The sequence below is a fragment of the Humibacter sp. genome (assembly GCF_051954055.1).
Lineage (GTDB): Bacteria > Actinomycetota > Actinomycetes > Actinomycetales > Microbacteriaceae > Humibacter.
This window is the reverse complement of sequence record NZ_JBQCIE010000112.1, coordinates 29,728-56,144: the sequence shown is the minus strand read 5'-3', so window position 1 is coordinate 56,144 and position 26,417 is coordinate 29,728. Positions and strand designations below refer to the sequence as shown.

The following is a 26,417-nucleotide window of genomic DNA, read 5'->3' as shown; positions in this document are numbered from 1 at the left end:
GGGCGATCGCGCCATCCCCGAGTCGGCGACATCGACGTCGACTGGATAGCTACAGCCTTCCGGACGGAAAACCGGCTGCGACTATTGTCTACGGCGTCATCCGGCCCGGAGGGCGTCACGGGCCTCCGTGAGCAGCGCGAAGAGTGCGTCATATCGCTCGGCGCCCAGAGCCGCGCGTACCCGTTCCTCTGATCCGAGCTCTCGTGCCACGCCGTCCGCCGATGCTGCTCGCCCGGCTTCTGTCGGATGGAGAGCGACCGCACGGCCGGCGCCGATACGGCGTTCGATGAACCCGAGCTGTTCCAGCCGGTCGGCGGCCTGGCTCATTGCCTGTTGACTCTTGCCGAGGCCGGTGGCGATCGCCGTGACCGTGATGCCCGGGTCTCGAACGACTGCTTCGAGCAAGTGGTTGAGCGGCAACGAAAGCGGTGAACCGGAGAGTGCATCCTCGCCGCGCTGCTCGATGAGCACGCTCACCTCGCGCAGCCGACCTCGGAGCAATCGCGGCAGTGAGGGGCGCCACTCGTCATCGAGGTCGACGGATGCTCGGGCCATGTCACAAGTATAGGAATGCAATTAAGGTTCTTGTGATCACAAGTACTTGTGATAGAACACCAGTGAGCAAGGGAGAGATCATGCGGGTGTTCGTCACAGGTGCAACAGGATTCATCGGAACATGCCTCGTCGCCGACCTTATCCAGGCGGGGCACGATGTCGTCGGTATGAGCCGATCGGAAGCAGGGGCAGAGCGGCTCGCTGCTGCGGGAGCGAGGCCGTTCTTGGGCGACGTGAACGACCTGTCGCGGTTGCGCGTTGCCGTCGAAGACGTCGATGCCGTTGTGCACACGGCGTTCGATCACGAGCATCCGGACTCGCGGGAGCCCAGCGAGAACGACCGAAACGTCATAACGGCCCTCGGGGATGCGTTCGCGGGAACGGACCGCCGGATCATCGTCACCTCAGGAACCGGGCTGGTCCGGTCCAGGTCAGGAGGACCGGTCATCGAAAGCGATCCGCACGCGCCGCTTTCCGCGGTCGCGCGCGCGGCGTCGGAGGAGGCGGCCGAGACGCTCATCGATCGGGGGCTGAACGTCGTGACCATGCGGCTGCCGCAGGTGCACGACATCCATCGTCAGGGGCGCCTCCGCTGGCACGTCAGCATCGCCCGCGAGCGCGGTCGTGTGGCGTACATCGGCGACGGGATGAACCGCGTTCCGGCAGTGCACGTCACCGACGCAGCTCGGGCCTTCCGCCTGGCTTTGGAGCGTGGCCGATCGGGGGACAGGTATCACGCCGTGGCAGAAGAAGGCGTGACCCTTCGCGCGATCGCGGAGGCGATAGGCGAGGGCCTGAACCTGCCGACGGTATCGCTCTCGGCAGAACAGGCCCCCGAATACTTCGGATGGCTGGCCCAGCTCGCGGGGCTCGACTTGGCCGCCTCGGGTTCATGGACCGCCGATCAGCTCGGTTGGCAGCCCAGCGGACCGAATCTGCTCGATGACTTGCGGAACGCGGTCCATGGGGAGGTCTGACTGAGCCAGAGCTCTAGACCGCACGTGCGGGGTCATCGCGTTCAGTCGAAATACCGACCCCCGCAGGCCTCCGCAAGCTGTGGGCCGAAGAGCGCCGCGGGGGTGAACGCTCCCGGCGTGCCCTTCCCTTCCGCGAGGCGCACGCTGGTCTCGGCGGCGAAGCGCACCGTCGCCTCGCTCGCGTCGCCCAGCCGCAGCCATCCTTCTCGCACCCGGCCGTCCGCCCACTCGACTCGTGCGTGCGCCCACGAGTATTCCCTCGGGCGTGGCCGGGTCGAGACTCGGGTTGCGGCGAGCCGGCGAATCAATGCACGGCGCAGCGGGCCGAACCGCAGGAAGACTTCCGCCAACGGGAACAGGGCACGAAGCGGACCGGTCGGCGCCTCGGCCGAGGCTGCCTCTGCTTCTGGGGCCCCTGACGCTCGCTGAGCGGCGGCCAGCTCGCCCAGCGGCATGAGCCCCGAGCTGACCTCGTGGCCATCCGGCGTCGTCAGCTTCTGGCGTCGGCTTCCGATGCCCGCAGGCCTGATACGGCCGTTCGAGATGCGGCGAGCCTGGTAGCGGCCGCCGCCGGGCACTCCGGGCATGCCGGTGAGAAGCGTCGCGGCGAAGGCCTCGCCGAGCGTGCCCTCCTCGATCTCGATCGACGGGACCATGTCGGTGCGCACCTTCGCAGCGGGAGGCATGCCGTCGCAGAGTCGCACCACGACGCTCTCCGAAGCCGCGCCGCCGAATCCGGCACCTGTCACGAGCGCGACGCCGACCGGCGTGGCCTCCGCATCGCGAGCCAGCACGGCCGGCACAACGCCCATGTCGTTGCCGAGGTCGACGTAGTGACTTCCCGCTGCGATACACGCGTCGATGAGCGGGTTCGCTGTGACCATGAACGGCCCCACGGTGTTCAGAACGACTCCGGGCCGGGCGTGACGGATGCGCGCGACCATGTCGTCAAGACCGTTCGCGATCACGAAATCGCTGCCCAGCTCCTCCGCGAGTGCACGCAGACGGGCGGCGTTGCGCCCGACCAGCACGGGAGCGATGCCGCGCTGCTGCAACAGGCCGGCGGCGGCCCTGCCCGTGCGCCCGGTCGCGCCGAGGATCCATATCGACTCAGCCATTCGATCCTCCCTGTCCTGATCGATCCGCATTGAATCGCATTCTCGAGTGATGACACTGCATGCCATCACCATACACATGATGACATTGAGTGTCATCGCGTACCCTTGAGGAATGAGTCGATGGCGCCCGGATGCCCGCGAGCGGCTCGAAGCTGCAGCGCTCGAGCTCTTCGAGCGGCAGGGCTTCGCCGCCACGACGGTCCCGCAGATCGCGGAGCGCGCGGGCCTCACCACCCGCACCTTCTTCCGCTACTTCGCCGACAAGCGGGAGGTCATGTACGCCGGGGATCAGTTTCCGGCGCTGGTAGCCCGCATCTTCGCCGAAGCGCCCGCCGATGCTTCGCCGGTCGATCTGGTCACCACCAGCATCCAGCGGTTCTCGGACGAGGAGCTGGAGCACCAACGCGACACGATCCGCCGGCGCAGTGCCATCATCCAATCCGATCCTGGTCTGCGGGAACGCAGTCTGCGCAAGAGGGCCGATCTCTCCGAAGCGGTCAGAGACGGCCTTCTCCGGCGTGGGGTGCCGGATCGCACGGCGGCCCTCCTCGCCGATATGGCGGCGACTGTGTTCGAGATGGCCCTGAGCGAGTGGATCGACGGGGATGGAGAAAGGGCGCTGAGCGTGCTCGCCCTGGAGAATCTGAACCTTCTGCGCGAAGCTCTCGCGGTCTAACGAGACCGGGGTCGAAGCCCATCGAGGAAGATGTCGAGCAGGCGATCGGCGTCGACCGAGCCGGCGGACTGGTGTGCGACCGTGAAGATCCCGATCAGGCCGGCCGACACCTCTTCCGCCGCGACGTCCGACCGGAGGTCTCCCGCGGAACTGCCGGCGTCGAGGATCGCCGAGATAGCGGACAGGAGCGCTTCGCGAGTACGCGCGTGCTCGAGCTCGCCCGATTCCACCATCGACCGCATCGTGTCGACCATCCCGTTCTTGGTGGCGATCCAGTCCCCGAACAGGGTCATCCACCGCCGCATGGCGACGGCCGGCGGATGCCCGGCGAGCAGTTGCCGCGCGCCATCCGTGAGTCGGATGACCTGGTCTTGGTAGACCGCCTCCACGAGCGACTCCCGGGTCGGGAAGTGGCGGTAGAGGGTGCCGACGCCGACACCGGCTTCCCGGGCGATGGCACGCATGGAGATCTCCCCGGTCGCAGTGGCGAGCACGCGAGCGGCGGCAGCGAGGAGTTGGGCGCGGTTTCGGACCGCGTCGGATCGTGGCGGCCGAGAATCAGGGCTGGTCAAACGGAACATGCTCCGGTTAGAGTGATGATGTAACCGGAGCATAGTCCGTTTCGCGGGCTGGCTTCCTGAACAAGAGGATGAGATTGCATGCAGCAGCACGACGGCGACACGACCAGCCGAGCGGTTCTACTCGAAAGATTCGGCGGACCTGACGCGCTCACCGTGCAGGACGTGCCCGAGCCGCAGGCCGGCCCGGGGCAGATCCGCGTTCGAGTGACCGCGGCCGGACTCAACCCGATGGACTGGATCATGACCTCGGATGCTGTCAGCGCCGCCAGGTTCGGGCTGACGCTGCCGTGCGGCTTCGGGACCGACTACGCGGGGGTGGTCGACCAGATCGGCGCCGAGGCCAATGGCTACGTCCTCGGCGACCGCGTGTTCGGCGCCGCCCTGTCGCGTGCTGTCGCGAGTCACGTCGTCATCGAGGCCGATGGGGACATCAGGACCGGTGTCGCGCACCACACGCCCGATGGCGTGGACGACCGCACGGCATCGACGCTGTCGATCGCGGGGAGTACAGCCGCTGCCGCACTCGCCGTTCTGGATCTCGGTCCTGACGACACTGTCCTGATCGGTGGTGCCGGTGGCGGCGTCGGGGTGTTCGCGGTCCAGTTGGCCCGCATCGCGGGTGCACGCGTGATCGGAACGGGCTCCGCGTCGAGCGCGGACTACCTGCGTTGGTTGGGTGCGGAACCCGTCACGTACGGCGAGGGCCTGGTCGATCGCGTGCGCGAGATGGGAGGGCTGGTCACGGCCGCGCTGGATCTGCATGGCACCGACACGGTGCACGTGGCCCGCGAACTCGGAGTACCGGATGGTCGGATCTGCACGATCGCGGCCGTCGTCGAAGGCGTGCGCACGGCCAACGGCGCCAATGCCGGGTCCGAAGCGCTCGAGAACATCGCCGGCCTCGTCGCTGCGGGCCGCCTGCGGGTGCCGATCGCCGGCACTTTCCCGGTCGACGACATCCGTGCCGCCGTCGAGCTGCAGTCCGGTCGGCACGTGCGCGGCAAGGTCGTGGTCGACGTCTGAGCTCCGTGCGTCAGAGCACGGAGCTCGTCAGTGGCGAACGCGCAGCCCGTCGAGCAGCAGCAGCACCATGGGGTTCGGCGAGCCATCCGAAGACGGAGCTCGGTGGCTGAGGTCACCGATCGCCTGCAACAACTCGAGCGGATCGACACCGGGACGTATCTCGTCCGCATCGACCGCGGCATCCAGTAGGGACCGGATGGCGGGTCCGAGCTTCTCGCCGAGGTAGGCCGGGAGCGCGTCGAACGCCGGTTCGCCGGAGCGCAGAGCATCCGAGAGGCCCTGCTTCGTCGCGACGAACTGCGTGAAACGGGTGATCCAGAGATCCAGCGCTTCTCCGGGAGCGTGGGTGGAGAGGAGCTCGGAAGCCGCCGCGGCGGTCGCGTCGATCTCCGTGGTGAAGACGGCAGCGACGAGGTCGGCACGGTTGGGGAAGTGGCGGTACAGCGTGCCCACCCCCACGCCGGCTTCGGCTGCGATTTCGCGGGCCGGAGCATCGACGCCCGCCCGTGCGAACACGGTCCGGGCTGCCACAAGCAGGCCGTCGAGGTTCTTGCGCGCGTCGGCACGGACCCGGCGTTGCGGGGGCACGGCGACCTCCTCCTTGCATATTCGGAACATTGTTCCGTATAGTCGATAGTGATAGCGGAACATCGTTCCGCATTAAATGCTACAGGAGGACCCATGCAGTACCGCACCCTCGGCCGCACCGGTATCAAGGTGACGCCGTATGCGCTCGGCGCCATGATGCTCGGTTCGTTCGGCAACCCAGATCGGCAGGAGGGCGGGCGGATCATCCGCCGGGCGCTGGATGCCGGAATCAACTTCGTCGACACTGCCGACCGCTACGGGGACTCGGAAGACGTTGTGGGCGAGGCGCTCGTCGGCCGACGCGACCAGGTGGTGCTCGCGACCAAGTTCTTCGGCCCGGTCGATGACGACGTGAACCACCGCGGCGCATCCAGGCGATGGATCATGCAGGCTGTCGAGCGGTCGCTTCGCAACCTGCGCACCGACTACATCGACCTGTACCAGCTCCACCGCCCCGACCCCGAGACCGACATCGACGAGACGCTCTCGGCGCTCACCGATCTCGTGCGACAGGGCAAGGTGCGTGCGATCGGGACATCGTCGATGCGTGGATCCGAGATCGTCGAGGCGCAGTGGATGTCTGAGCGGCGCGGCTACGAGCGCTTCCGCACCGAACAGCCGAACTACTCCATCCTCGACCGCGAGATCGAGCGCGAGATCCTGCCCGTCGCGCAGCGATACGGCATGGGCGTACTGGTCTACAGTCCACTCGCCGGCGGTGCGTTGTCGGGAAAGTACCGCGCGGGCCAGGCGAACGAGAACTTCCGCGCGAGCACGGGCATGCGGCACTTCCGCGACGAGCGACGGCTCGCGGCCATCGAACAACTCGTAGCGCTCTCGGACGAAGTCGGGATCAAGCTGACCCATCTGGCGATGGCGTTTGCCATCGCCCACCCCGGCGTCACCTCAGCCATCGCGGGACCGCGCACCATGGAACAGCTCGAGGACACGCTCGCCGGTGCCGACGTGGCTCTGTCGGACGAGATCCTCGACCGCATCGACGAGATCGTTCCGCCGGGCGAGAGCATCGGCGCGATGGACATGGTCTACCGAGGGCCTGAGGTCGCGGACGCTGCGCTCCGGCGGCGGCCCATCGCATCCCGATCGGTGCGATAGCCGCCGACTCACCCGAGCAGCGACTCGTCGCGCTCGCGCTCCGTTCCCAGAACGTCGTCGAGGTGGTGCTCGACCCAGGTGCGCAGGCTCCGCAACGGTTCAGCGACGCTGCGTCCGAGCTCGGTGAGCTCGTACTCGACATGCGCGGGCACCGATGGGTACACGGTGCGGGTGATGAGGTCCGAGTCCTCGAGGCGCCGCAGCGTGTGCGTGAGCACCTTCGGGCTGACGCCGGCGAGGAGGCGCTTGAGTGCCCCGAACCGCATGGGGCCGGTCTCGAGCGCGCCGATTGCGAGTGCGGTCCACTTGTTCGCGAGCAGGTCGAGCAGCGAACGGCAAGGACACTGAGCCTCGTACACGTTGTGCACGTCATGTGCTCCGGTAGGGCAGCTTTCCACGGAGCCACCGTAGTACCTTCTGGAAACTAAGTCCCCTTGCAGGTAACCACATCCCGGGTCATACGGTCGTGACGGAGGGACGGACGGACGCGCCGTCCCGGAAGGAGCAGACGTTGACTCACGACACGATGCGGGCGATCCGACAGGATGCCTTCGGCGACTCCTCGGTACTGCAGCTCACCGAGGTGCCGGTTCCCGTGCCACTTCCGACAGAGGTTCGGGTCCGCGTGCACGCTGCGGGCGTCAACCCCGTCGACTGGAAAGTCCGGGCGGGCGGTTCGGTGGCTGGCATGGCGTGTTCGCTGCCGTTCGGCGTCGGCTGGGATGTCTCCGGCGTGGTCGACAGCGTAGGCTTCGGCGTCACGACACTGAGGCCAGGCGACGAGGTCTACGGCATGCCGTGGTTCCCACGTGAGGCCGGAGCGTACGCCGAGTATGTGACGGCACCGTCTCGGCAGTTCGCACGAAAGCCGCGACGCATCGGACACGTGGAAGCCGCGGCCCTGCCGCTCGCCGCGCTGACGGCGTGGCAGGCTCTCGTCGACACGGCCGACGTGCACTCCGGACAGCGGGTGCTCATCCACGCCGCGGCCGGCGGTGTCGGGCACCTCGCCGTTCAGATCGCCGTGGCACGCGGCGCCCACGTGATCGGCACCGGAAGCGCCGCGCGCGAGGAGTTCCTCCGCTCCATCGGCGTGAACGAGTTCATCGATTACCGAACCACCCGTTTCGAGGATGTGGTCGATGACGTCGACGTCGTCGTCGATCTCGTCGGAGCTGCCGACCAGACAGGCCTGCGCTCCGTCGGTGTCATGAAGCGTGGCGGGCTCTACATCGGCGTGCCGGGGGGCGTGCACCCGGAGGTCGCGGCCGACGCCGAAAGGCGCGGCATCCGCACCACGGGCATCCTCGTCGAGCCGGACCGCACCGGGCTGGAGGCGATCGCCGCGCTGGTCGACGAAGGCAGGCTGCGGGTCGCAGTCGACAAGACGTTTCCGCTCGAAGAGGCAGGAGCGGCACAGGATGCCGGTGCCGCCGGTCACACGCAGGGCAAGATCGTGCTCGAGGTGGTCGCCTGACCCGGATGGTCAGCGCGGCGCATACGTACGTGCGGCCTTCCTGAGGATGCCTGCCATCTCCATCGCTGCCGGGGCAAGCCGGTCGTGGCGCCGCTGCACCAGTACGACGCGCCGCTCCGGCGGGTGCTCCCGGAGGCGGAGGGCGACGACGTCCGGTCGCAGGGTCGCGAGGGAGAGCGCCGGCACGAGAGCGACTCCCATGCCGATCGCGACCATGGCCTGCACTTCCTGGTGGCCGCGCGCCTCGAAGCTGACGACGGGTTCGAAGCCGGCGGCTCGGCAAGCATCCCTGAGAACGGCCAGCACCTGGGCCGAGGTGCCGGTCGCGCCGCCTCGTAATGGGTCGTCATCAGACCCCCGAACGTGCGGCCGCCGCCGGCAGGAGAACCTCTCGACACCACGTGCGGAAGTCGGTCGCGGTCGGCACGGCGCGTGCCCAGTCGGTCTCGTAGATGCCCTCATCGGCCGCGGTGAACGTCTGGATGCTCTCGAGCACCTGCTGCTCGGGAGCGCCGGCGGAACGCAGCAGGTTCGCGTACTCGTCGATGCTCATCCGCTGGTACGTCACCGCGCGGTCCAGCTCTTCGCTCATCACAGCCGCCAGCTCATCGGGGGTCAATCGGTCCGGACCGAACACGGGCACGTCATCCTGCCCAGACCAGCTCAGATCGGTAAGCAGGTCCGCTGCGGCGTGTGCGATGTCGCGCGTGGCGATGGTGGGCATCGGCTCGTCTGCTGCGCCGGTCAGAGAGAAGGACCCGCGGGAGAGGATGCCGTCGAGCTGGCGCAACAGGTTCTCCAGGTAGAAGGGCATGCTGAGCGCCCGATATGCAGCGCCGGATGTGCGCAGCTCGGCATCCATCGCGAACGCCGAGGAGAGAACGCCGGCAGGCTTCGGCCAGCCGTGGCCGGCACTCGAGACACCGACGACGTGGTCCACCCCGTGACGGGCGATGGCCTGCGAAGCGACGCGCGCGAAGGCGAGATAGTGCTCCTCCGTGCTGGGCGCCGTCGGGTTCGGCGGAACGAGCCAGAACAACGCGTCGGCACCGGGGAGCGCCTCGTCGAGAACAGCGGAGTCGCCGTGCGACCCCTCGACCACCTCGACGTGGTCGCGTACGCCTTCGTCGATTCGCGTGGCATCCCTCACGATCACTCGAACATCACTACCTCGCTCGAGCAGCTCGTGCACGAGCTTGCTGCCGATCTGTCCGGTGGGAGCGGTGACCACGATCATTCGGATGAACCTCCTCGGTAAACGGAATCTGAGTTCCGGTTCCGATTATGCGCATCCGCCCCCGTTCGGTCAAGTAGTCTGCTGAGCGATGACCGAAGCCGAACTGCGGATGCGCGCCGACGCCCGGCGCAATCGCCGGGCCATCCTGGACGCGGCGCGCGACCTCTTCACCGAGCGCGGCGACGTGGTGCAGATCGACGAGATCGCAGAGCGCGCGGGCGTGGGCGTCGGCACGCTCTACCGGCATTTCGCGGACAAGAAGGCACTGCTCGCGGCGATCGTGGGCAGTCGCTTCGAGGCGATGACCGCAGTTGCGCGCGAGGCGGAGCAGGTCGAGGATCCGGGGGAGTCCTTCCGCGCGTTACTCCTCGGCTATCTGGAGACGGCCGAGACGGATGCCGCCTACCGCCTGGCCGTGCTCGGGCCAGAGGAGCCGGACTGGCAGGAGATCAACGACGAGAAGCAGCAGTTCGGCGAGATCGTCGAGCGGATCCTCGCCCGCGCCATCGACGCCGGCCATGTCCGCGACGATTTCACCAGCGCGGACTTCGTGCTCATCACGCGCGGCGCCATGGCCAACATGACGCAGGGCCGTGACTGGCGCAGGCACGTGGAGCTGCTGCTGGAGGGCATCCGCGCCGCGGCATCCCGCTGATCCCGTGGTTCACCATCCCGGTGACCCGTGGCTCAGCGGTCGCAGATTGCGGGTATTGGTGCGCCGAACCGCAATTCGAGGCAGCGGAACGCTCGGGAGTGCGAGGTCAGGCCGCGCGCAGCAGCTCGACGGATGCCCGCACTTCGCTCTCGAAGTCGTCGCCCCAGTTGCACTCGAGCGAGACGCTGCCGTCGTACCCGGCCCGCCGAAGGGTCGCGAGGAACTCGCGCCACGGCCAGTCGCCGGTGCCGAGGTAGCGTCGGCCGCCGTCGGCGATGTGCGCGTGCCCGATCTTCGCCGCGTGATCCACGATCGATTCCAGCGGTTCGCCCGCGAGAACGATGTGGTACAGGTCGGCGACGATCGGAACCCCGTCGATCTCGAACGCGTCGAGGAAGTCGGATGCCTCGCCGATCGAGTTGATGAGGTTCGTCTCGCCGGTGTTCAGCGGCTCAAGCATGACGCGCAGACCGGCCGCCGCGGCGGCGTCGCGGGCTGCTCGAACGACGTCGGCAAGCTGCGCCAACGCGGCCTCTTTCGCCAGTCCATCCGGAGCGGTGCGGGACCGGCCCGACCCGAAGACGACCTTGGCACCCGGTTCGGCCACCTCGCCGAGAAGCGGGAAGACCTCGTCGAAGTAGCGACGTGCCTCGTCGAGCCTGCTCTCCATGCCGATGAGCGGCACGCTGCCGGGGGCCAGAACGGCGAACGACGGATGCCGCTTGCCGCGGTAGGCATCCGACAGTCGCCATCCTTCACCGTGAGGCACGACCACGTTGTCGACGATCGTCGGCTCGACGTAGTCGACGCCGGCGGCGAATGCGGCATCGGTGCGCGCGGCATCGGTGATGACTCCGAATGCGGAGAACGGCACGACGGCAGACCTTTCTTCAGCGGTGGGATGCGGTCAGTACAGCAGGGCACGCACCGCCCGGCAATCGTTTGCCATTTTTGCCGTCGCTAACGCCGCGCCGCGTGCGCCTTGATCTTCGCGAACATATCCTCGAGTAGGAAGCGCACGTCGACGCTCTCGGCGACCAGCACCGAACGGCCTTCAACGATCACGTTCGTCATGCGGGCGTCGTCGCCGAACACGTGCACCGGCCGATGCCGCCAGACCGCTCCGTCCGGGTTGAGGACCACGCTCACCGCGGGCGAGTCGCCGAGCGAGCGGTACTCGATCTCGGGGTCCACGTGTTCTGCGTTGAACTCCTTGAGCTGCCGCACCAGATACTCGCCGAGCTCACCGTGCGGCGCGACCTTCTCGTCGAGCTCCGCATAGCCGACGCCGACCATCCGGTAGACCGTCATCGGGATCTGCCACACGCGAAGCCGGGACTGGAAGACGACGTTCGCGGCGGTCACGTCGTTGCTGAGGTTGAACTCCCCGCGCCGTTCTCCGCCGGTGACCCCGTCGTACGGCGTTCCGCCGACCCAGACCACGGTCAGGTCGGGGTTGTCTGCGATGGACGGATCGAGCAGGAGCGCACTCGCCATGTCGGTGAGCGGTCCGAGGAAGATGACGAACAAGGGACCCGGCTTGCGCGCCTCGCTGATGATGAGCCGGGCGCCGTCTGAGTCGACGGGAGTCAGGGGATCCGGAACGGCATGCTCTGCACCGTTGGCGACCACGACGTCGTCCCGGTCGAGCAGTCGGAGGAGCAGGTCGACCTCGTCCCGGCTGTCCTGCATGCTGTGCCGGATTCTGGCGTCGCCGAAGTGGGCTGGAACGATCCCTGCGATGTCGAGGCTCGGCGAGGGCAGCGCGTGCACGATCGCGAACTGGTCGTCCGCCTCGTTCTTGGCATCCGTGTCGATGATCAGTCGGCGTCTCATGCGTGTTCACCTTTCGGGTGGAGGGCGGTCCATTCACCGGGAGCGACGGTGACGACCCGCGATTGTGCGAGGGTTCGGATGTCTACCGTGCGTTGGACGCGGTCGAGGTTGGCGACCAGCACCGACTCGTGGCCGGCATCCGAGACACCGCCGATCGCCCAGACGAGGCCGTCCGGACTCGAGCCGTGCAGGAGCCGGTGGCCGTGCAGCTGCGCGAGAGCCCGCACCGCGTGCGCCACCGGGCGGTCCGTTCCGGCGGTCGTTCGGATGCCGCGGGGCCCCCACTCCTCGAAGAACGCGATGCTCGCGACACCCGGAACGGCGAGTGCTGCGGCGCTCGCTACGGTCCAGGCGGCGAGCTCGGAGGCATCCTGTCGTTCGTCGTCGGCGTCGACGAGTTGCGGACCGTAGCCCTCGCGAAGGTCTGCGTGCGCGGGCCTGGGTGGCGGAGTGGTCGCCACATTGTTGAACCGGGGACGCAGCGTGACCGGTCCGACGTGGACGGGGAGCCCGGCCGCGTAGTCGACGGCCTGCTGCGCGACCAGCCGCTGCATGGCAAGCGATTCGACGAGCTGTTCGGTGCCCCGGGTGTGGAAGAGCGGAGCGATGCTGAACACGATGCCCTCGAGCCCGGCGGGCAGCCGGTGGCGCTCGCGGTTCAGCTCAGTGAAGTGCGACCGCGCTCCTCCGACGACGGATGCCGACGCTCCGGCAGCCGCGAGCGCGTCGCGCAGCGCGTCGATCGCCGCGGCATCCGAGACGTGCTCGGCGTCGCCGGTCGGATTGAATGCGGTGACGCGGACGACGTCGTGCTCGCGGAGTGCGCCGGCGCCTTCGAGGATCGCGGATGGTTCGGCATCCGACAGCACGAACCTCACATCGAGCGGCAGTCCCGTCGCGGCGGCGCGGTCGAGCGCGGCGCGCCAGTTCAGCGTCGCGAGGTCGAGTTCGACGAGCACCGCCCGGCCGACGGGCTCGATGGCGGGCGCAGGGTCGGGAGCCGTTGCCGACCCGACCACGATGTCGGGAAACGGCCCACCGGCGTCCAGCTCGATGACGTCGGGAGCACCCGTCACCGGCTCGCCCACGGCACGCGCCTGCACCTCGACCCGCTGCCGCACGTGCTCACCTGCCTCGATGCCATACGGGAACGGCAGGGCGAGCGGGCGACTGTAGGTCTTGAACGAGGCATCCGTCCAGTTGCGCTGGTCTTCCATCTCGAACGCATCACCCTCGAATGTCAGCGCGATCTCCAGTCCGTCGCTGGTCCAAGCGAGTCCGGCGATGTCGAGCACCGGCTGGTGCGGGCTGATCTCGGAGGGGAAGCGTGTGACCTCCTCGTCTCCGTTGGAATGCCGCACGCGGAGCGAAGCGCCGGCGACGCCGGGCGGATGCAGCACGACGAGCCCGATGCGGTTCGTGGCGAACGCGGCCTCCGCCTGCAGGTCCAGCTGCACGACGAGCCGCGACTGCGTGGTGGCCATGTGCAGCGCTCCGGTGAACCGGACGTCGAGTCCGTCGGTGTGCACTCGCAGCACAACCTCGTCGGCACCCATCGTCACGTCATCCACCACGAGTCGCGCGGTGTCCCAGTTGCGGTCGCGCACGACGGCGCGGATGCTGCGCAGCGCCGTTCGCTCGTCGAACGCGACGTCGGCGAGCTCGTCGTCGCGCAGCTCGACCGACCACGGTCCACTCCGCCAGGTGCGGCCGGGTGCATGCCAACTCATGTCAGAGCGTCGTCATGCCGCCGTCGACGGCGAACAGCGAACCCGTCGCGAAGGCACCGTCGTCGGAGGCGAGGAACACCATGATGCCCTCGACGTCGTGCGGGGTCCCGGCACGTCCGAGGGGGATGCGTCCGACGATCGCCTTGCGCGACTCGGGGTCGCTGCTGATCGTGGTGACCAGCGTCGTCTCGGTGTAGGCGGGCACGACGGTGTTCACTCGGATGTTGTCGCTTGCGTACGCGGCCGCGACAGTGCGGGCGAGGCCGTGGATGCCGGCCTTCGACGCACTGTAGGCGGTGAAGTCGGCGCCCTCGCCGTTGAGGCCGGTCGGGCTGCCGGTGAGGATGATCGACCCACCTCCTCGGGATCGCATGGATCGCACCGCGTGCTTGACCGTGAGGAACGTGCCGGTCAGATTGATCCCGATCGTTCGGTTCCACACCTCGAGATCGAGGTCTGCGATCTTGGCATCCTGCCCGAACAGCTGCACTCCGGCGTTCGCCACTACCACGCCGGGCGCCCAGCCAGCGCCTTCGAGCGAGGCGAACGCGGATGCGACGGATGCCTCGTCGGAGATGTCCATCACGGCGGCGCGGGCGGTGACCCCGATCGCGGCCGCCGTCGCCTCTGCGGCACCGGCATCCCGGTCGGCGATGACCACGCGCGCGCCCTCCCGCGCAAAGCGCTCGGCCACCGCTCTGCCGATGCCCGTGCCTGAGCCGGTGACGAGTGCGGTCTTACCCTGCAGTGCTCCCATGCCAGCTCCTCAGCGCTCGATGTGGTCGAGGTGAAGCATCCGCGCCAGGTTCTTGTCGAGCTCGTCGTCGCGGAAGATCTTCTTCCAGTCCTCCTTGATGATGCTCTCGCGGCCGTAGTCCATCGCGATGAGGCACGCGTCGCTGAACGGGTTGTCGCCGCGCAGGCCGTTGGCCAGCGCCACCTGCGTGTGGCCGTAGAGGATGCTCCGCGCGGCCGCCTCGGGAACGCCCATGGTGTTCACGGCCTCCTGCAGCGCCTCGTTCAGCAGCGAGCCGATCATGCACGCGACGGTCTCCACGAGCGTGGGCTCGAGCTGCGCGAGCTGCTTGATCGTGACGAAGTGCACGTCGATGACTGGCGCATAGATGGCGCGCACGGTCGCCTCGACGATCGCCTTCTTCTCCGGGTCGTCCGACTCGACGGCGGCGATCGCATCCTGCGGTGCCGCGATACCGCCGAACGTGTCCGCGTACTCCTCCGGCGTCGTGCGCTGCAGGAAGATCGACGGGTGGCACGGATGCGCCACGGCACGGATGACGTCATCTCGGTCCGTGAGCAGACCCGCGTAGGCGGCTGCCGGGTCGAGCGTGAGTGCGATGGACCCCGGCTTCATCTGGGGAACCAGCTCGGCGGTCACCGCCTGCAGCGCGAGGTCGGGCACCGCGAACACGACGATGTCGGCGTCGGCTACTGCGGTGGCCGCATCCGTCAGCTCGCGGCCCGCGTCGAGCGTGCGCTGCTGCCCGGCCGGAGAGTTCTCCACGTACGCGACGACGTGGTCGGTCTTCACGAGGTTGTTCGAGACGCGCATGCCCATCTTGCCGCCCGCGCCGATGACGGCGATGGTGTAGACGGACGTGTCCTTCGTGATGGTCACTGGGTACTCCTCAGATATTCGATGGTGGTTCTGGTCCAGTCCCGCTCGGTGCGGATGGTGGTCTCCGGGTCGCCCTGCCAGCTCAGCCAGTGCTCGACGACCTCGTCGATGCCGCGTTCCCGCGGTCGCACTGTGCTCAGCAGGTGGCGGTAGTCGTGCAGCCCTTCGCCCATGCGGGCGCCGCCGTAGGTGAAGCCCACCCAGCCGGGCTGGCGGGCGAAGGCGAAGTCCTTCACGTGGATGCTCTTCACGTGCGCCGCGGTGCTGTCGACGCAGTCGACGGGCCGTTCGAGGCGGGCGACGACGTTGGCCGGGTCGAGGCAGATGCCCAGGTGGTCGCTGCCAATCCGCTCCACGAGGCCGACCAGCTCCGCCGTTGCGACCTGCTCGTAGGTCTCGAGCGCGAGCGTGACTCCGGATGCCTCGTAGCGCGGCATCCTCTCCCGCAGCCAGCTCTCGGCCTGCCGCAGTGACGGCCGGGAGTTCGGTCCGTGCAGCATGCTGCGCACGAGGGACGCGTCGAAGACACCGGCGAGTTCGAGGTAGCGGTCGAGTCGCGCAGGCTCGATGCCCTTCGTGCCCAGTTGCACCGTGATGCCGAGGTCGCGGGCGGCTTCCGCAGCGTCGACGAGCTCGTGCGAGTCCATCGTGTCAAGCGGTGCGTAGTCGCAGATCTGGAAGAGGTCGACGCCGAGCTCGCGCGTCGCCTGGAACGCGTCCACCAGCGAGAGCGGACGGGGAACGCGATCCGAGTGCTGCCAGAAGAACGCGTACGTGCCGAGGCCGATCATGCCCTCGCCTCCCGCTCACGGCGGGCGGATGCCAGAGCCACGGCCTCGTCGAGCACGGCGGCGAAGTTCGCGGCGTCGTGCGCGAACCGGCCGAGGAAAAGCCCGTCGACATCGTCGCCGAGCCTGGTCAGGAGGCCCGGGCCGGCAGATCCTCCGTAGATCACGAGGCTTCCCTCGCGGCCGGGGGTGTCGTCGAGGGCGGCGGTCAGCTCGCGGGTGACGACCGCGATGTGCTCGACCGGCGCCGGCTCTGCTGCGCCGATCGCCCACACTGGTTCGTACGCGACGATCACCGGTCCGTCCGGTGCGCCGTCAAGGTCGGCACGCAGCCGGGCGACCGTCTCGGTCGCGGCGGATGCGGCATCCTGCTGCTCGGCCTCGCCCACGCACAGCAGGGGAGTGACGCCGGCGGAAAGGCTCGCGGCGACCTTCGCGGCCACGAACTCGTCGGTCTCGCCGAACAGGCGCCGTCGCTCAGAGTGGCCGATCTCTGCGAGCCGCACCCCGGACTCTGCGAGTTCGGCCGCGGTGATCTCACCGGTGTGCGCGCCGGGGCCGAAGGGGGAGACATCTTGCGCCCCGACAGCGATGCCGAGGTCGTCGAACGCTCGGCGCGCGTCGTCGACCTGTAGGTAGGTAGGGATGACGAATACGTCGACGTCGGGGTCGCGCAGCGCCGCGTGGCCGAGAAGCGCGGCGGCGACCTCGTCGAACCAGGCACGCGCCTGCGACCGCCCGAAGTACGCCTTCAGGCTCACCCCCACGCTCACGTGACGCATCGGACTCAGCAGCTCCCCGCCGCCTCGTAGTCGCCGATGACGGCGACCTTGGCGGCGGACGCGGATGTCGGGTCGAACCGATAGGTCAGCCACTCGCGCACGAGGCGACGGGCGAGTTCCAGGCCGACGACGCGCTGTCCCATGGTGAGCACCTGTGCGTTGTTGGAGAGCACGCCGCGCTCGACCGAGTAGCTGTCGTGCGCCGTCACGGCGCGGATGCCCGCGACTTTGTTCGCCGCGATCGCGACACCGAGTCCGGTGCCGCAGAACAGCAACGCCCGGTCGGCCTCGCCGCGGGCGACGCGCTCGGCGGCCTCGATCGCGACCTTGGGGTAGGGGGTGTGTCCGTCGCCGTCAACACCGACATCGACGAGGGATGCGACGCCCGGGTTCTGCTCGAGGTCGCGCTTGAGCGCCTCCTTGTAGTCGTAGCCGGCGTCGTCCGACCCGATCACGATGCGCAGGGGTTCGGTCATGGTGATTCCTTACTCTGGGTCGTCGGCGAGCAGGTCGCCGACGGCGGTCACGATGAGCGCGAGCGAGTGGGCGCCCGGATCGGGTGTGCCCACGCTGTGCTGGCCGTGCGCCCTGGCACGGCCCATGCGGGGCAGGAGGTCGGCGGTGGCGGCGGCGGCGCGCGTCGCGGCGTGCGCGGCCTCGCGCCAGGCGTCGGCGAGCGGCGACCCGGAGCCGACGCTCCTGTTCAACTCGTCGGCGAACGGGACCAATGCGTCGACGAGGGTCTTGTCCCCGACCTCCGCCTTGCCATAGGCCATCACGCCTTTCGCGCCCTGGGCGATGCCGGCGGCCACCTCGGTCGCGGACGGCGTGCCCTCGTCTCCCAGCCGATCGGCGACGGCGGTGAGGATGACTCCCCACAGCGCACCGGACGTGCCGCCTGCCCGGTCGGCCCAGGCATCCGCCGCACGCATGAGCGTCGTGCCTGCACCGGCTCCGGCGTCCGCCGCTGCCGAGCCCGCTGCGAGGGCGGCGTGCGAGCCGCGCTGCATGCCGATCCCGTGGTCGCCATCCCCGGCGATCGAGTCGATGCGGCCGAGCTCTTCCACGTTCGCGTCGACGGTGGCGACGATCGTCTCGAGCGCTCGCCGCACGAGGGCGGCCGTCGCCCTGGACTCCTCGTCGGAGGGCGGGATGACCTCGGCGTCCGAGGCGGAGTCGGCGCGGGCATCCGCTCGCTCGACGTGTCCCACCGATCCCCGACGGTACGCCGGCGTGTCGACCGACGTCTCCCACAGCTGGGCGAGCTCGTCGTCGAGCCAGAACAGCGTCAGCGACGTGCCCGCCATGTCGAAGCTCGTGCAGTACTCGCCCACGTGCGGGTCGACGATCTCGATGCCGGCATCGTCCAGCAACTGAGCGATGCGGCGGTAGACGACGAACATCTCCTCGTACTTGAGCGAGCCGAGGCCGTTGAGGATGGGGACGACGCGTGCGCCCGCCACCTCGACCCCGTCGGGCACCTCGTCGAGCAGACGACCGACCAGCAACTCAGCCAGGCCGTCCGCGGTGGGGATGTCGGTCTCATCGATCCCGGGCTCGCCGTGGATGCCCAGCCCGATCGCCATGCGCCCCTCCGGCACCGTGAACAGCGGGGCGTCGGCACCCGGGAGGGTACACCCGGTGAAGGCGACGCCGATCGACCGGGTGCGCTCGTTCGCCAGGGCGGCGACGCGGGTCACACCCGCGAGGTCGTATCCGTGCTCCGCCGCCGCGGCCGCAGTGCGGAACACGGTGAGGTCGCCGGCGATGCCGCGGCGCTTGTGCTTCTCGGCACTGGATGCGCTGAAGATGTCGTCGGTCACGGTGACGGTCTCGCAGGCGATGCCGTCTGCGCGGAGCCGGTCTTGCGCCGCGTCGAAGTTGAGAACGTCGCCCGCGTAGTTGCCGTAGGTGAAGAACACGCCGCCGCCGGCATCCGCTGCCTTGGCGACCGAGACGATCTGCTGTGTCGACGGCGATGCGAAGAGGTTGCCCATCGCTGCGCCGTGCGCGAGGCCGGGGCCGACGAGTCCGCCGAACGCGGGGTAGTGGCCGGAGCCTCCGCCGACGACGACGGCGACGTGTCCGGCCGGCACCGCCGTGCTGCGCACCACGCCGCCCGGCACACGACGCACGTACCGCGTGTTCGCGGCGACGAAGCCGTCGATCATCTCGTCCGCGAAGTCGGCGGGGTCGTTCCACAACCGGGTCATGCGGTGGCTCCTTCGCTTTCGGGGGCGGGTGAGGGGTTCAGGTCCACAGCGACTCCGGATCGATCGACGACGATGAAACCACTCTGACAAACCGGTTGACCAATTGCAAGCCGCGATTAAACTGCGCGCCTGAGCGTGTTCGGCGCTAAGCGGGGTTGGCCGCGTTGACGAGACGCTTCGCCGCCGTCGCCATGTGGGTCGCCATCGCGGAAGCGGCCGCGTCATCGTCGCCGCTCAGGATCGCCGCGTGGATGGTCTCGTGTTCGGCCTGGGCGATGCGCGCGTCGTCCGCGTCGTGCACGGCGCGATTCGCGTAGACCTGCAGCAGGCTTCGCACGACCGTCAGCAGCTCGATGAGCAGGTGGTTGCCAGCGGCAGCAGCCAGCGCGTCGTGGAACGCACGGTCGGCCGCGACGAACGCGGTGAGGTCGTCGGTGGATGCCCGCATCCGGTCGAGCGCGGCCGCCACCCTCTTGAGATCGGGCCGGCTCTGTCGCAGCGCGGCTAGCCGTGCGACGTAGATCTCGAGTCCAGCGCGCAGCTCGAGGAGCTCCTCGGTGCTCTGCCTGCCGATGAGCAACCCCCAGCTGAGCGTGTTCGGGAGCAGGTCGCTCGCCGTTCCTCGCAGGTAGGTGCCCGAGCCGGGCTTGACGCTCACGATGCCCAGCACCTCGAGCGCGGCGAGCGCCTCACGCACCGCGGAACGACCCACCCCCAGTGTCGCAGCGATCTGCCGTTCAGGGGGAAGCCGCGTGCCCGGCTCGATCGAGCCGCTCGTGAAGAGATCGAGCAGCCGGCGCGTCACCTCGGAGACTGGCGAGTTGCTGTCGATGGTCCCGAGAGCGGCGGCGATGGTGGCCGATTCGTCACCGGGGTAGGCGGGCATGGCGCAAATCTACTCGTTGTCAGTTGGCCGGCCGCGGTGCGCGAACCGGCACGGATGGTGGCTCCGGATGCCTTGCACAAACGAAGCAGGACCCGTCGGTTCTCCCGACGGGTCCTGCCCTTCATTCGCTTGCCTTCAGCTCAGCGGGCGCCGCGCGAGCTCACTGCCCTGAACGATGTGCGATGGCGTACGCGGCTGCGCGTTCCACGAAGGCCTGGCGGTCCTCACCGAGCGCCTTCGAGCCGTGGGCGCCTTGGCCCGGATGCCCCGCTCCAGCGCCGAGGGAGATGATGCCGGCCTCGACGCCTCCCGCATCGCCATACTGCGCTCCGGTGATGACGAAGACGAGTCCGGGGTTCTGTGGATCGCCGGGGACGTCCAGCGGAATGGTGAACCGGCTGTACCCGGCCGGCATCGGAGACGAGAGCCGCGTCCATGCGCCCGGGTTGCCGAGGTCGCGGTTGATGAAGAAGTCCTGGTCATCGTTGTCGGTGACGACGATCGTTCCGTTGGCTCCTCCAGCCTCAGACCAGGAAACGACGGGAGCCGCATTCGGGGCATAGCCGTCCTGATCCAGGAGCGGGGTGTCCGTCGAGAACCGGAACGACTCCGGGTCCTTCGCGATGCGGTAGTGAACGTGGTACGTGTAGTTGTTCTGATCCGGGTTGGCCGGGTCGTCAGGCGCCCCGAATTCATACGTCATGATCCACAGGTCCCCTCGCAACCGCGCGACCGTGGTCATGCCGGGCCGCTCGGCGTACGTGGTCCCGGTCGCGTCATTGATGACAGGACCCCACGTGTGCAGGTCCGTGCTGGTCTGGTGGGCGAGCTTCTGACCGAAGTTCGGATCCCGCTGGTCGGAGTAGTAGCAGATCAGGTTGTCGTTGTGCAGCAGCAGGAACGGCTCCCAGACCGGCGTCGCCCCGTTCGTCGTGTCGGGTGGCCCGCCCTGGGCAACGGTGCTCAAGAATCGCCACGTGAGGCCACCGTCGGTGCTGGCGTAGAGCTGGATGTTCGTGCTGGCGAACGGGAACGGCTGAGAGAAATCGAACGGCCAGTAGTTGCAGGCGAAGAGCAGTGCGCCCTTCGGCAATCCGGCGAAGGCACGCGGCAGCTCGTACAGGTACGGCTGGAGGTAGATTCCGGCCGGCGCGTCCGCACCGAGCACGCTGCCCTGCTGTGTCCACGTGTGTCCGTTGTCGTCGCTGCGGTAGAGCGGAAACGGTTCGCCGCCGAAGCTCTGGTACGTGGCGAGCAGTGGCTGAGGCTGCCCAGGCTTGGACGTGCTCAACCGCACCGCGCGTGCGTAGGAGAGCCCGGTTCCGTTGTCGGGAACGACGTCCACCGGGCCGAACGGGAGCAGCCCGCCACCTGCGCCCGACGCTCCGGGGCTTGTGGCCCACGCCTGTCCCGCCCCTGCCACTCCAAGCGCAAGGCCGCCGACAACGGCGGCTCCTGTGCCGAGGAACACTCGTCGTGATACGTGCGCGGCGGCGCTGCCGGCCCCCGCAGCTGATGGATGTGAGAACTCGTCGTTGAAGTGCATTTCCTTCTCCTTCGTTGGAGGTGCTGCCGACAAGCGTCCGCGTTTCGTGCCAGCGGACGTCGAGGCACTGCAAGGGCATCGCCATTACTTTGCGCAATCTTTCGGCGAAAAAGCCCTTGTGATGCATGCTTACACGCGCGGATCGACTCTGCAACAGTCAATATGTTGCGCAACAATTTATAGATCGTCACCACGTGAACGGAGCGCGACGGCTGACCAGGAGACGGGTGGCAGTCGGATGCTCAGCACGCCATCGCAGAGGGCTGCGCTCGTGTTGAGCCACGGCGTGACGCGGGTCTGATGCGTGATCGTGTTCGTGGCCCGAACATCCGCATCGGAGACGGTCACAGCCTCGGTGATCCGCGACGAGCCGAGGCTTCGGAGATCGACGGTGACGTCTGCGGGTTCGTCCAGATCGCGGTTGACGAGGAACACGGCGACCTGGTCGTCGTCCACGGTCGCAACCGAGTCGACCACTGAGACGGGCCCGTACTTCGCGGTCTCATACTTCGCTGTCTGGATCACCGGGCGGATGACCTCGCCTGAGGCGAGACGGCTGGTGATCGAGAACGGGTAGAACGTGGTCTGCCGCCATGCGGGTCCGCCGGGCTCGGTCATGATCGGTGCGATGACGTTGACGAGCTGTGCAAGTGATGCGGACGTGACCCGGTCGCTGTGCTTGAGCAGGGTCATCAGCATGTTGCCGACGACGACGGCGTCCGCGACGGTGTAGACATCCTCGAGTTGGCGGGGAGCATAGGTCCATTCGTCGTAGGTCTTCTGCGACTCCTGGTGCTCCTTGAGATACCAGACGTTCCATTCGTCGAAAGAGATGTTGATCTTCTTGCTCGAGCGCTTCTTGTAACCGACGTGGTCGGCGGTCGCGACGACCGTGTCGATGAAGTAGTCCATGTCGATCGCCGAGGCGAGGAACGACCCGAGGTCGCCGTCGAGCTCCTGGTAGTAGGCGTGACACGACATGTAGTCCACGTAGTCGTAGCTGTGCTCGAGCACGGTGCGCTCCCAGTCACCGAAGGTAGGGATCGCCGATCCGGAGGAGCCGCACACGACCAGCTCGAGGTCCTTGTCCGCCATCTTCATGGCCGCCGCGGTCCGAGCGGCGATCTTGCCGTAGTCGTCGGCGGTCATGAACCCGGTCTGCCACGACCCGTCCATCTCGTTGCCGAGACACCACATGCGCACGTTGTGCGGTTCGGGCGACCCGTTGGCGATGCGCAGGTCCGACAGTGCCGTCCCGCCGGGATGGTTCGCATACTCGAGAAGGTCGAGCGCCGGCAGGATGCCCCGGGTAGCGACGTTGACGGCGAGCATCAGCTCGGAGTCAGTGAGCTTGAGCCATCTCGCGAATTCGTCCAACCCGACCTGGTTGGACTCCAGGGAATGCCAGGCGAGGTCGCGCCGCACGGGACGCTTCTCGCGCGGCCCGACGGAGTCCTCCCAACGGAAGCCGGAGACGAAGTTGCCGCCGGGGTAGCGGATGGTGGTGCTGCCCAGTTCCTTGACGAGCGCGACGACATCCATGCGAAAGCCGTCTTTGTTCGCGCTCGGGTGACCGGGCTCGTACAGGCCGTCGTACACGCAGCGCCCGAGATGCTCGACGAAGGAGCCGAAGGTGCGGCGATGCACGGGCGCGATGACGGCTCTCTTGTCGAGCTCGATATGGGCGCGGGGCAATTCGGTCGTCCTTTCGCCCGTCAGCCCTTGACCGCGCCGGTCAGGCCGCCGACGATCCGCTTCTGGAAGATCGCGAAGAAGATCAGTGCGGGCAGCATCGCCAGCGAGGTGAAGGCGAGCACCGACGCCGTGTCGGTGGAGTATTGCGACGAGAACGCCTGAACCCCGAGCGGGAGGGTGTAGTTGGCTTGCGAGTTCAGGATGTAGAGCGGCAGAACGTAGTTGTTCCAGCTGCCGATGAACGACAGGATCGCCACCGTCACGACGCCGGGCACAGCCAACGGGATCACCATGCGGAAGAAGAACCCGAGCCGGCTCGCGCCGTCGATGGACGCGGCTTCCTCGATCTCGTTCGGAATGGCACGCAGGAACGGCACCAGAATGATGACCGTCGTCGGTAGACCAAAAGCGATCTGAGGCACGATCAGGCCGAACAAGCTGTCGACGAGGCCCAGATCCTTGATCACCAGGTACAGCGGTGTGATCGCAATGACCATCGGGAACATCAGACCGGCGGCGAACAGCGAATACATCGCACCCTTGAACTTGAAGTCATATCGGGCGATGACGAAGCTCACCATCACGCCCAGCACGACGACGCCGATCGTGCTCAACAGTGCCACGATGATCGAATTCGCGAACTCTCCCCAGAACGTCACCGAGCTGAGCACTGCGGCGTAGTTCTTGAACACCCATGGCGACGGGAACGCCGCAGGATTCGTGGAGATCTGCGAATTGGTGCGGAAGCCGCCGAGCACGATGTAGACGACCGGCGCCAGACACACTGCGATCAGCAGAAGCGCGATGAAGTAGGTGACCGGGCTTCCCCACTTCTCGGGCTTGTCACGGCGGTCGCGCACTTTCGGCTGCTTGGCCGGTTCGACCGGAACAGCGGTGGTCGCGGTCATCAATGGACTCCTTCGGTGACAGCGCCCTGAAGGTCACGGCGCAGGACGAAGCGCTGGTAGATCAACGCGATGATGAGCGAGATGAGGAACATGACGACTGCGACGGCACTGCCGTAGCCGTAGTTCCCGGCATTGCGACCCTGGCCCACCATGTAGATGGCCATGGTCGAGGTGCCCGCGGTGCCGGAGACGTACTGACCCCAAATGATGTAGACGAGGTCGAAGAGCTGCAGCGATCCGATGATGGACAAGAACGCCCAGATGCGGATCGTCGGTCCCAACAGCGGCAGCGTGATCCTCCGCTGGATCTGCCAGTACGAGGCGCCATCCAATTGCGCCGCCTCGAACAGCTCCTCCGGAATGGACTGCAGTCCGGCGAGCATGAGAATGACCGCGAAACCGATGTACTTCCACGAGATGATCGCCATCAGGGTCCACAAGGCGATGTTCGGATCGGCGAGCCAGTCAGCGGCCATGAACCCAAGCCCGATGTGGTGAAGAAGGTCGTTGACAGCGCCGCTCGTCTGCAGCATGAGGCTGAAGCCGGTTCCGACGATGACCTCGGAAATGATGTACGGCACGAAGATGAGGATGCGGATGAGCGACCGTCCGCGGATCTTCTGGTTCAAAAGCAGCGCGAGCACAATCGCGAGCGGACCCTGGATGACCAGAGAGAGCACCATGATCCACAGGTTGTGCCACAGCACTGCCTGGAACGCGGGATCCGTCAGGATCAGCTTGTAATTGTTCATGCCGACGAAGTCCGTCGGCGCCCCGTACCCCTTCCATCGGAAGAAGCCGTAGAAGGCGGCGAGCACGACCGGGAAGATCACGAACGCCACGAACATGATGATGGCCGGCCCCGACAAGAGGGTGATCTCCAGCCGCATACGGGCACGCCCACGGCGGCGCTGCTTCGTCGCGCGCACCGCCGGGGACGTGGATGCGACCACGCCCCCGGCTTGAAGCGCGCCCTGCGCCGAACGGCGGGGAGCCGTCTCGGTACCCAGGGTGTCTTTCATCGGATTCCGCTCAGCCCTTGGCCGCGGCGTCGTTGACGGCCTTCACGATGCCTGCGGGGTCCGTCTTGCCCGCCATCAGGTTGACGACGGCCGTGTTCAGGGCGTTGCCGACGTTCTGGCCGTACTCCGTGTCGAGGAAGTCGACCGCGTACGCGGCCTTGTTGTACGCCTTCAGCGACGACACGTTGTAGCTCTCCGTGACCACGGATTGTGCGTCCTTGTTCACCGGGATCGTGTCGAACGCCTTGGCGTACGCCTTCTGCTGATCGGCGGTGAGGAGGAATGCGAGGAAGTCCTGACCTTCCTTCGGGGCGTTCTTCGACAGCGACATGCCGCCGCTGACGTTGCCCATCAGCGCGGTCGGGTCACCCTTGCCACCCGGGACTGCCGGGAACGGGAACCAACCGAGGTCGGGCAGCGGCTTCTGGTCGGGCGTCAGACCTGCGAGCGTTCCCGGCTCCCAGGCTCCCATGAGTTCCATGGCCGCCTTGTGGTTGGCGAGCAGGCCCGCCGACGATCCCGCGCCGGTCTGACCGGGTGTAGTCAGGAAGCCCTCCTGGAACGGTGAGGTCTTCAGGAGCGCAGCGACGTCCTCGCCTGCCTTGGTCCAGCACGGATCGGTGAACTTGAGGGTCTTCGCCACCTTGCTGATGGTTTCCTGGCTGCACTCGCGAATGGCGAAGTTGTAGTACCAGTGTGCGGCGGGCCAGGCGTCCTTCGCTCCGACGGCGATCGGAGCGACGCCGATCGTCTTGAGCTTCGCGACGTCGGCGTCGAGCTCGTCCATGGTGGTCGGCGTTGCGGTGATGCCCGCCTTGGCGAACAGGTCCTTGCTGTAGTAGATGCCCTCCGGCTGCACGGTCATGGGCACCGCGTAGATCTTGCCGTCGATCGTGTTGGCATCCAGTGCGGCGCCGGCGGCCTTCTTCGAGGCGGCGTCGAGGGTGACGGGCTGAAGCTGGCCGGCGTCGACCATGTCCTTCATCTTGCCGCCGCCGCGCTGCATGAAGACATCGGGTGCGGAGCTGGAGTTCAGCGCGGTCTGCAGCTTGCCGTCGAAGTCTTCGTTCTGGATGCCCTGAAGCTTCACCGTCACGTTCGGGTGCAGCTTGTGGTAGTCCGCCGCGGCATCCTTCCAGTACTGAACGCCGTCGCCGGTCGTGGCGTTCTCCCACACCGTGAGCGTCACCTTGCCATCGCTCGAACCGGAGCCGCCTGCTCCGCCGGCACATCCGGTGGCGAGGAGAGCTACCCCCAAACCGATCGCGACCGCCGCAGCGCCGCGTGCTTTTCTGATCATCTTTGACACTCCTGAGTCATCGTCATTGATTGCGTGGCGGGTTATCTTGCGCAAACTAACTGCGTCTGATGG

The 26,417-nt window shown here is 67.5% G+C and carries 28 protein-coding genes; 6 read left to right on the top strand and 22 right to left on the bottom strand.

Features of this window, described 5'->3' with window-relative positions; genetic code table 11:
* Positions 1-96 precede the first annotated feature (96 nt).
* Positions 97-555 (bottom strand): MarR family winged helix-turn-helix transcriptional regulator, encoded by a 459-nt coding sequence (locus ACTHNC_RS14960; protein ID WP_440295413.1) that lies wholly within the window; start codon positions 553-555, stop codon positions 97-99.
* Here ACTHNC_RS14960 and ACTHNC_RS14955 point away from each other — a divergent pair.
* Positions 543-1,532, top strand: a complete 990-nt coding sequence (locus ACTHNC_RS14955; RefSeq protein ID WP_440295412.1) for an SDR family oxidoreductase — start codon at positions 543-545, stop codon at positions 1,530-1,532. The two genes, ACTHNC_RS14960 and ACTHNC_RS14955, sit on opposite strands and share 13 nt — an antisense overlap.
* Before the next feature lie 41 nt (positions 1,533-1,573).
* On the opposite strand, the gene ACTHNC_RS14950 is transcribed toward ACTHNC_RS14955, so the two are convergent.
* Positions 1,574-2,650: a saccharopine dehydrogenase NADP-binding domain-containing protein gene (locus ACTHNC_RS14950; protein WP_440295411.1), complete on the bottom strand. Its 1,077-nt coding sequence runs from the start codon at positions 2,648-2,650 to the stop codon at positions 1,574-1,576.
* A 112-nt stretch (positions 2,651-2,762) separates the two neighbouring features.
* Here ACTHNC_RS14950 and ACTHNC_RS14945 point away from each other — a divergent pair, with 112 nt between their 5' ends.
* Entirely contained in the window at positions 2,763-3,326 is a 564-nt protein-coding gene (locus ACTHNC_RS14945) for a TetR family transcriptional regulator (protein ID WP_440295410.1), read from the top strand.
* Here the strand turns inward: ACTHNC_RS14945 and ACTHNC_RS14940 are convergent.
* Positions 3,323-3,907, bottom strand: a complete 585-nt coding sequence (locus tag ACTHNC_RS14940; protein ID WP_440295409.1) for a TetR/AcrR family transcriptional regulator — start codon at positions 3,905-3,907, stop codon at positions 3,323-3,325. The genes ACTHNC_RS14945 and ACTHNC_RS14940 overlap by 4 nt on opposite strands.
* A 78-nt stretch (positions 3,908-3,985) precedes the next feature.
* Between ACTHNC_RS14940 and ACTHNC_RS14935 the strand changes: the two genes are divergently transcribed.
* A complete protein-coding gene (locus tag ACTHNC_RS14935; RefSeq protein WP_440295408.1) occupies positions 3,986-4,930 on the top strand; it encodes an NADP-dependent oxidoreductase in 945 nt (314 codons plus the stop codon).
* Between the two features lie 27 nt (positions 4,931-4,957).
* On the opposite strand, the gene ACTHNC_RS14930 is transcribed toward ACTHNC_RS14935, so the two are convergent.
* The gene (locus ACTHNC_RS14930) at positions 4,958-5,518 is read right to left on the bottom strand and encodes a TetR/AcrR family transcriptional regulator (RefSeq protein ID WP_440295407.1); all 561 of its coding nucleotides are present in this window, start codon (positions 5,516-5,518) and stop codon (positions 4,958-4,960) included.
* A gap of 93 nt (positions 5,519-5,611) precedes the next feature.
* Between ACTHNC_RS14930 and ACTHNC_RS14925 the strand changes: the two genes are divergently transcribed.
* On the top strand, positions 5,612-6,634 hold the full coding sequence (locus ACTHNC_RS14925; protein ID WP_440295406.1) for an aldo/keto reductase: 1,023 nt from the start codon (positions 5,612-5,614) through the stop codon (positions 6,632-6,634).
* Positions 6,635-6,642: 8 nt separating this feature from the next.
* Here ACTHNC_RS14925 and ACTHNC_RS14920 read toward each other — a convergent pair whose 3' ends face one another.
* The gene (locus tag ACTHNC_RS14920) at positions 6,643-7,032 is read right to left on the bottom strand and encodes a winged helix-turn-helix transcriptional regulator (RefSeq protein WP_440295405.1); all 390 of its coding nucleotides are present in this window, start codon (positions 7,030-7,032) and stop codon (positions 6,643-6,645) included.
* Between the two features lie 113 nt (positions 7,033-7,145).
* Between ACTHNC_RS14920 and ACTHNC_RS14915 the strand changes: the two genes are divergently transcribed.
* On the top strand, positions 7,146-8,111 hold the full coding sequence (locus tag ACTHNC_RS14915) for an NADP-dependent oxidoreductase (RefSeq protein ID WP_440295404.1): 966 nt from the start codon (positions 7,146-7,148) through the stop codon (positions 8,109-8,111).
* A 9-nt stretch (positions 8,112-8,120) separates the two neighbouring features.
* On the opposite strand, the gene ACTHNC_RS14910 is transcribed toward ACTHNC_RS14915, so the two are convergent.
* Together ACTHNC_RS14910 and ACTHNC_RS14905 are read right to left on the bottom strand one after the other, a co-directional pair.
* On the bottom strand, positions 8,121-8,417 hold the full coding sequence (locus ACTHNC_RS14910) for a LysR substrate-binding domain-containing protein (protein WP_440295403.1): 297 nt from the start codon (positions 8,415-8,417) through the stop codon (positions 8,121-8,123).
* 43 nt (positions 8,418-8,460) lie between these two features.
* Positions 8,461-9,348 (bottom strand): NmrA family NAD(P)-binding protein, encoded by an 888-nt coding sequence (locus ACTHNC_RS14905; RefSeq protein WP_440295402.1) that lies wholly within the window; start codon positions 9,346-9,348, stop codon positions 8,461-8,463.
* Between the two features lie 88 nt (positions 9,349-9,436).
* Here ACTHNC_RS14905 and ACTHNC_RS14900 point away from each other — a divergent pair, with 88 nt between their 5' ends.
* The gene (locus ACTHNC_RS14900) at positions 9,437-10,003 is read left to right on the top strand and encodes a TetR/AcrR family transcriptional regulator (RefSeq protein WP_440295401.1); all 567 of its coding nucleotides are present in this window, start codon (positions 9,437-9,439) and stop codon (positions 10,001-10,003) included.
* A gap of 106 nt (positions 10,004-10,109) precedes the next feature.
* Here the strand turns inward: ACTHNC_RS14900 and ACTHNC_RS14895 are convergent, their stop codons facing one another.
* The 15 genes from ACTHNC_RS14895 to ACTHNC_RS14825 form a co-directional block, all read right to left on the bottom strand.
* A complete protein-coding gene (locus ACTHNC_RS14895) occupies positions 10,110-10,877 on the bottom strand; it encodes a sugar phosphate isomerase/epimerase family protein (RefSeq protein ID WP_440295400.1) in 768 nt (255 codons plus the stop codon).
* An 86-nt stretch (positions 10,878-10,963) separates the two neighbouring features.
* On the bottom strand, positions 10,964-11,839 hold the full coding sequence (locus ACTHNC_RS14890; RefSeq protein WP_440295399.1) for a nucleoside hydrolase: 876 nt from the start codon (positions 11,837-11,839) through the stop codon (positions 10,964-10,966).
* Positions 11,836-13,569 carry a hypothetical protein gene (locus ACTHNC_RS14885; protein ID WP_440295398.1) on the bottom strand — a complete coding sequence of 578 codons (1,734 nt, stop codon included), beginning with the start codon at positions 13,567-13,569 and terminating at the stop codon, positions 11,836-11,838. The genes ACTHNC_RS14890 and ACTHNC_RS14885 overlap by 4 nt, the downstream gene beginning before the upstream one ends.
* Before the next feature lies 1 nt (position 13,570).
* Entirely contained in the window at positions 13,571-14,326 is a 756-nt protein-coding gene (locus tag ACTHNC_RS14880; RefSeq protein WP_440295397.1) for an SDR family NAD(P)-dependent oxidoreductase, read from the bottom strand.
* Between the two features lie 9 nt (positions 14,327-14,335).
* A complete protein-coding gene (locus tag ACTHNC_RS14875; protein WP_440295396.1) occupies positions 14,336-15,205 on the bottom strand; it encodes a phosphogluconate dehydrogenase C-terminal domain-containing protein in 870 nt (289 codons plus the stop codon).
* Positions 15,202-15,996 (bottom strand): sugar phosphate isomerase/epimerase family protein, encoded by a 795-nt coding sequence (locus ACTHNC_RS14870; protein WP_440295395.1) that lies wholly within the window; start codon positions 15,994-15,996, stop codon positions 15,202-15,204. The genes ACTHNC_RS14875 and ACTHNC_RS14870 overlap by 4 nt, the downstream gene beginning before the upstream one ends.
* Positions 15,993-16,775: a triose-phosphate isomerase family protein gene (locus tag ACTHNC_RS14865; protein ID WP_440295394.1), complete on the bottom strand. Its 783-nt coding sequence runs from the start codon at positions 16,773-16,775 to the stop codon at positions 15,993-15,995. The genes ACTHNC_RS14870 and ACTHNC_RS14865 overlap by 4 nt, the downstream gene beginning before the upstream one ends.
* A 5-nt stretch (positions 16,776-16,780) precedes the next feature.
* Entirely contained in the window at positions 16,781-17,251 is a 471-nt protein-coding gene (locus tag ACTHNC_RS14860; RefSeq protein ID WP_440295393.1) for a ribose-5-phosphate isomerase, read from the bottom strand.
* A 9-nt stretch (positions 17,252-17,260) separates the two neighbouring features.
* Positions 17,261-18,988 (bottom strand): dihydroxyacetone kinase family protein, encoded by a 1,728-nt coding sequence (locus ACTHNC_RS14855; RefSeq protein WP_440295392.1) that lies wholly within the window; start codon positions 18,986-18,988, stop codon positions 17,261-17,263.
* 145 nt (positions 18,989-19,133) lie between these two features.
* Entirely contained in the window at positions 19,134-19,874 is a 741-nt protein-coding gene (locus ACTHNC_RS14850) for a FadR/GntR family transcriptional regulator (RefSeq protein ID WP_440295391.1), read from the bottom strand.
* A gap of 160 nt (positions 19,875-20,034) precedes the next feature.
* Entirely contained in the window at positions 20,035-21,420 is a 1,386-nt protein-coding gene (locus ACTHNC_RS14845; RefSeq protein ID WP_440295390.1) for a sialidase family protein, read from the bottom strand.
* A gap of 177 nt (positions 21,421-21,597) precedes the next feature.
* Positions 21,598-23,115: an arabinosylfuranosidase ArfA gene (gene arfA / locus ACTHNC_RS14840; protein ID WP_440295389.1), complete on the bottom strand. Its 1,518-nt coding sequence runs from the start codon at positions 23,113-23,115 to the stop codon at positions 21,598-21,600.
* Between the two features lie 20 nt (positions 23,116-23,135).
* On the bottom strand, positions 23,136-24,023 hold the full coding sequence (locus ACTHNC_RS14835; protein WP_440295388.1) for a carbohydrate ABC transporter permease: 888 nt from the start codon (positions 24,021-24,023) through the stop codon (positions 23,136-23,138).
* Positions 24,023-25,045 (bottom strand): carbohydrate ABC transporter permease, encoded by a 1,023-nt coding sequence (locus ACTHNC_RS14830; RefSeq protein WP_440295387.1) that lies wholly within the window; start codon positions 25,043-25,045, stop codon positions 24,023-24,025. Before ACTHNC_RS14830 ends, ACTHNC_RS14835 begins: the two co-directional genes overlap by 1 nt.
* A 10-nt stretch (positions 25,046-25,055) precedes the next feature.
* The gene (locus ACTHNC_RS14825; protein WP_440295386.1) at positions 25,056-26,345 is read right to left on the bottom strand and encodes an extracellular solute-binding protein; all 1,290 of its coding nucleotides are present in this window, start codon (positions 26,343-26,345) and stop codon (positions 25,056-25,058) included.
* Positions 26,346-26,417: the final 72 nt, after the last annotated feature.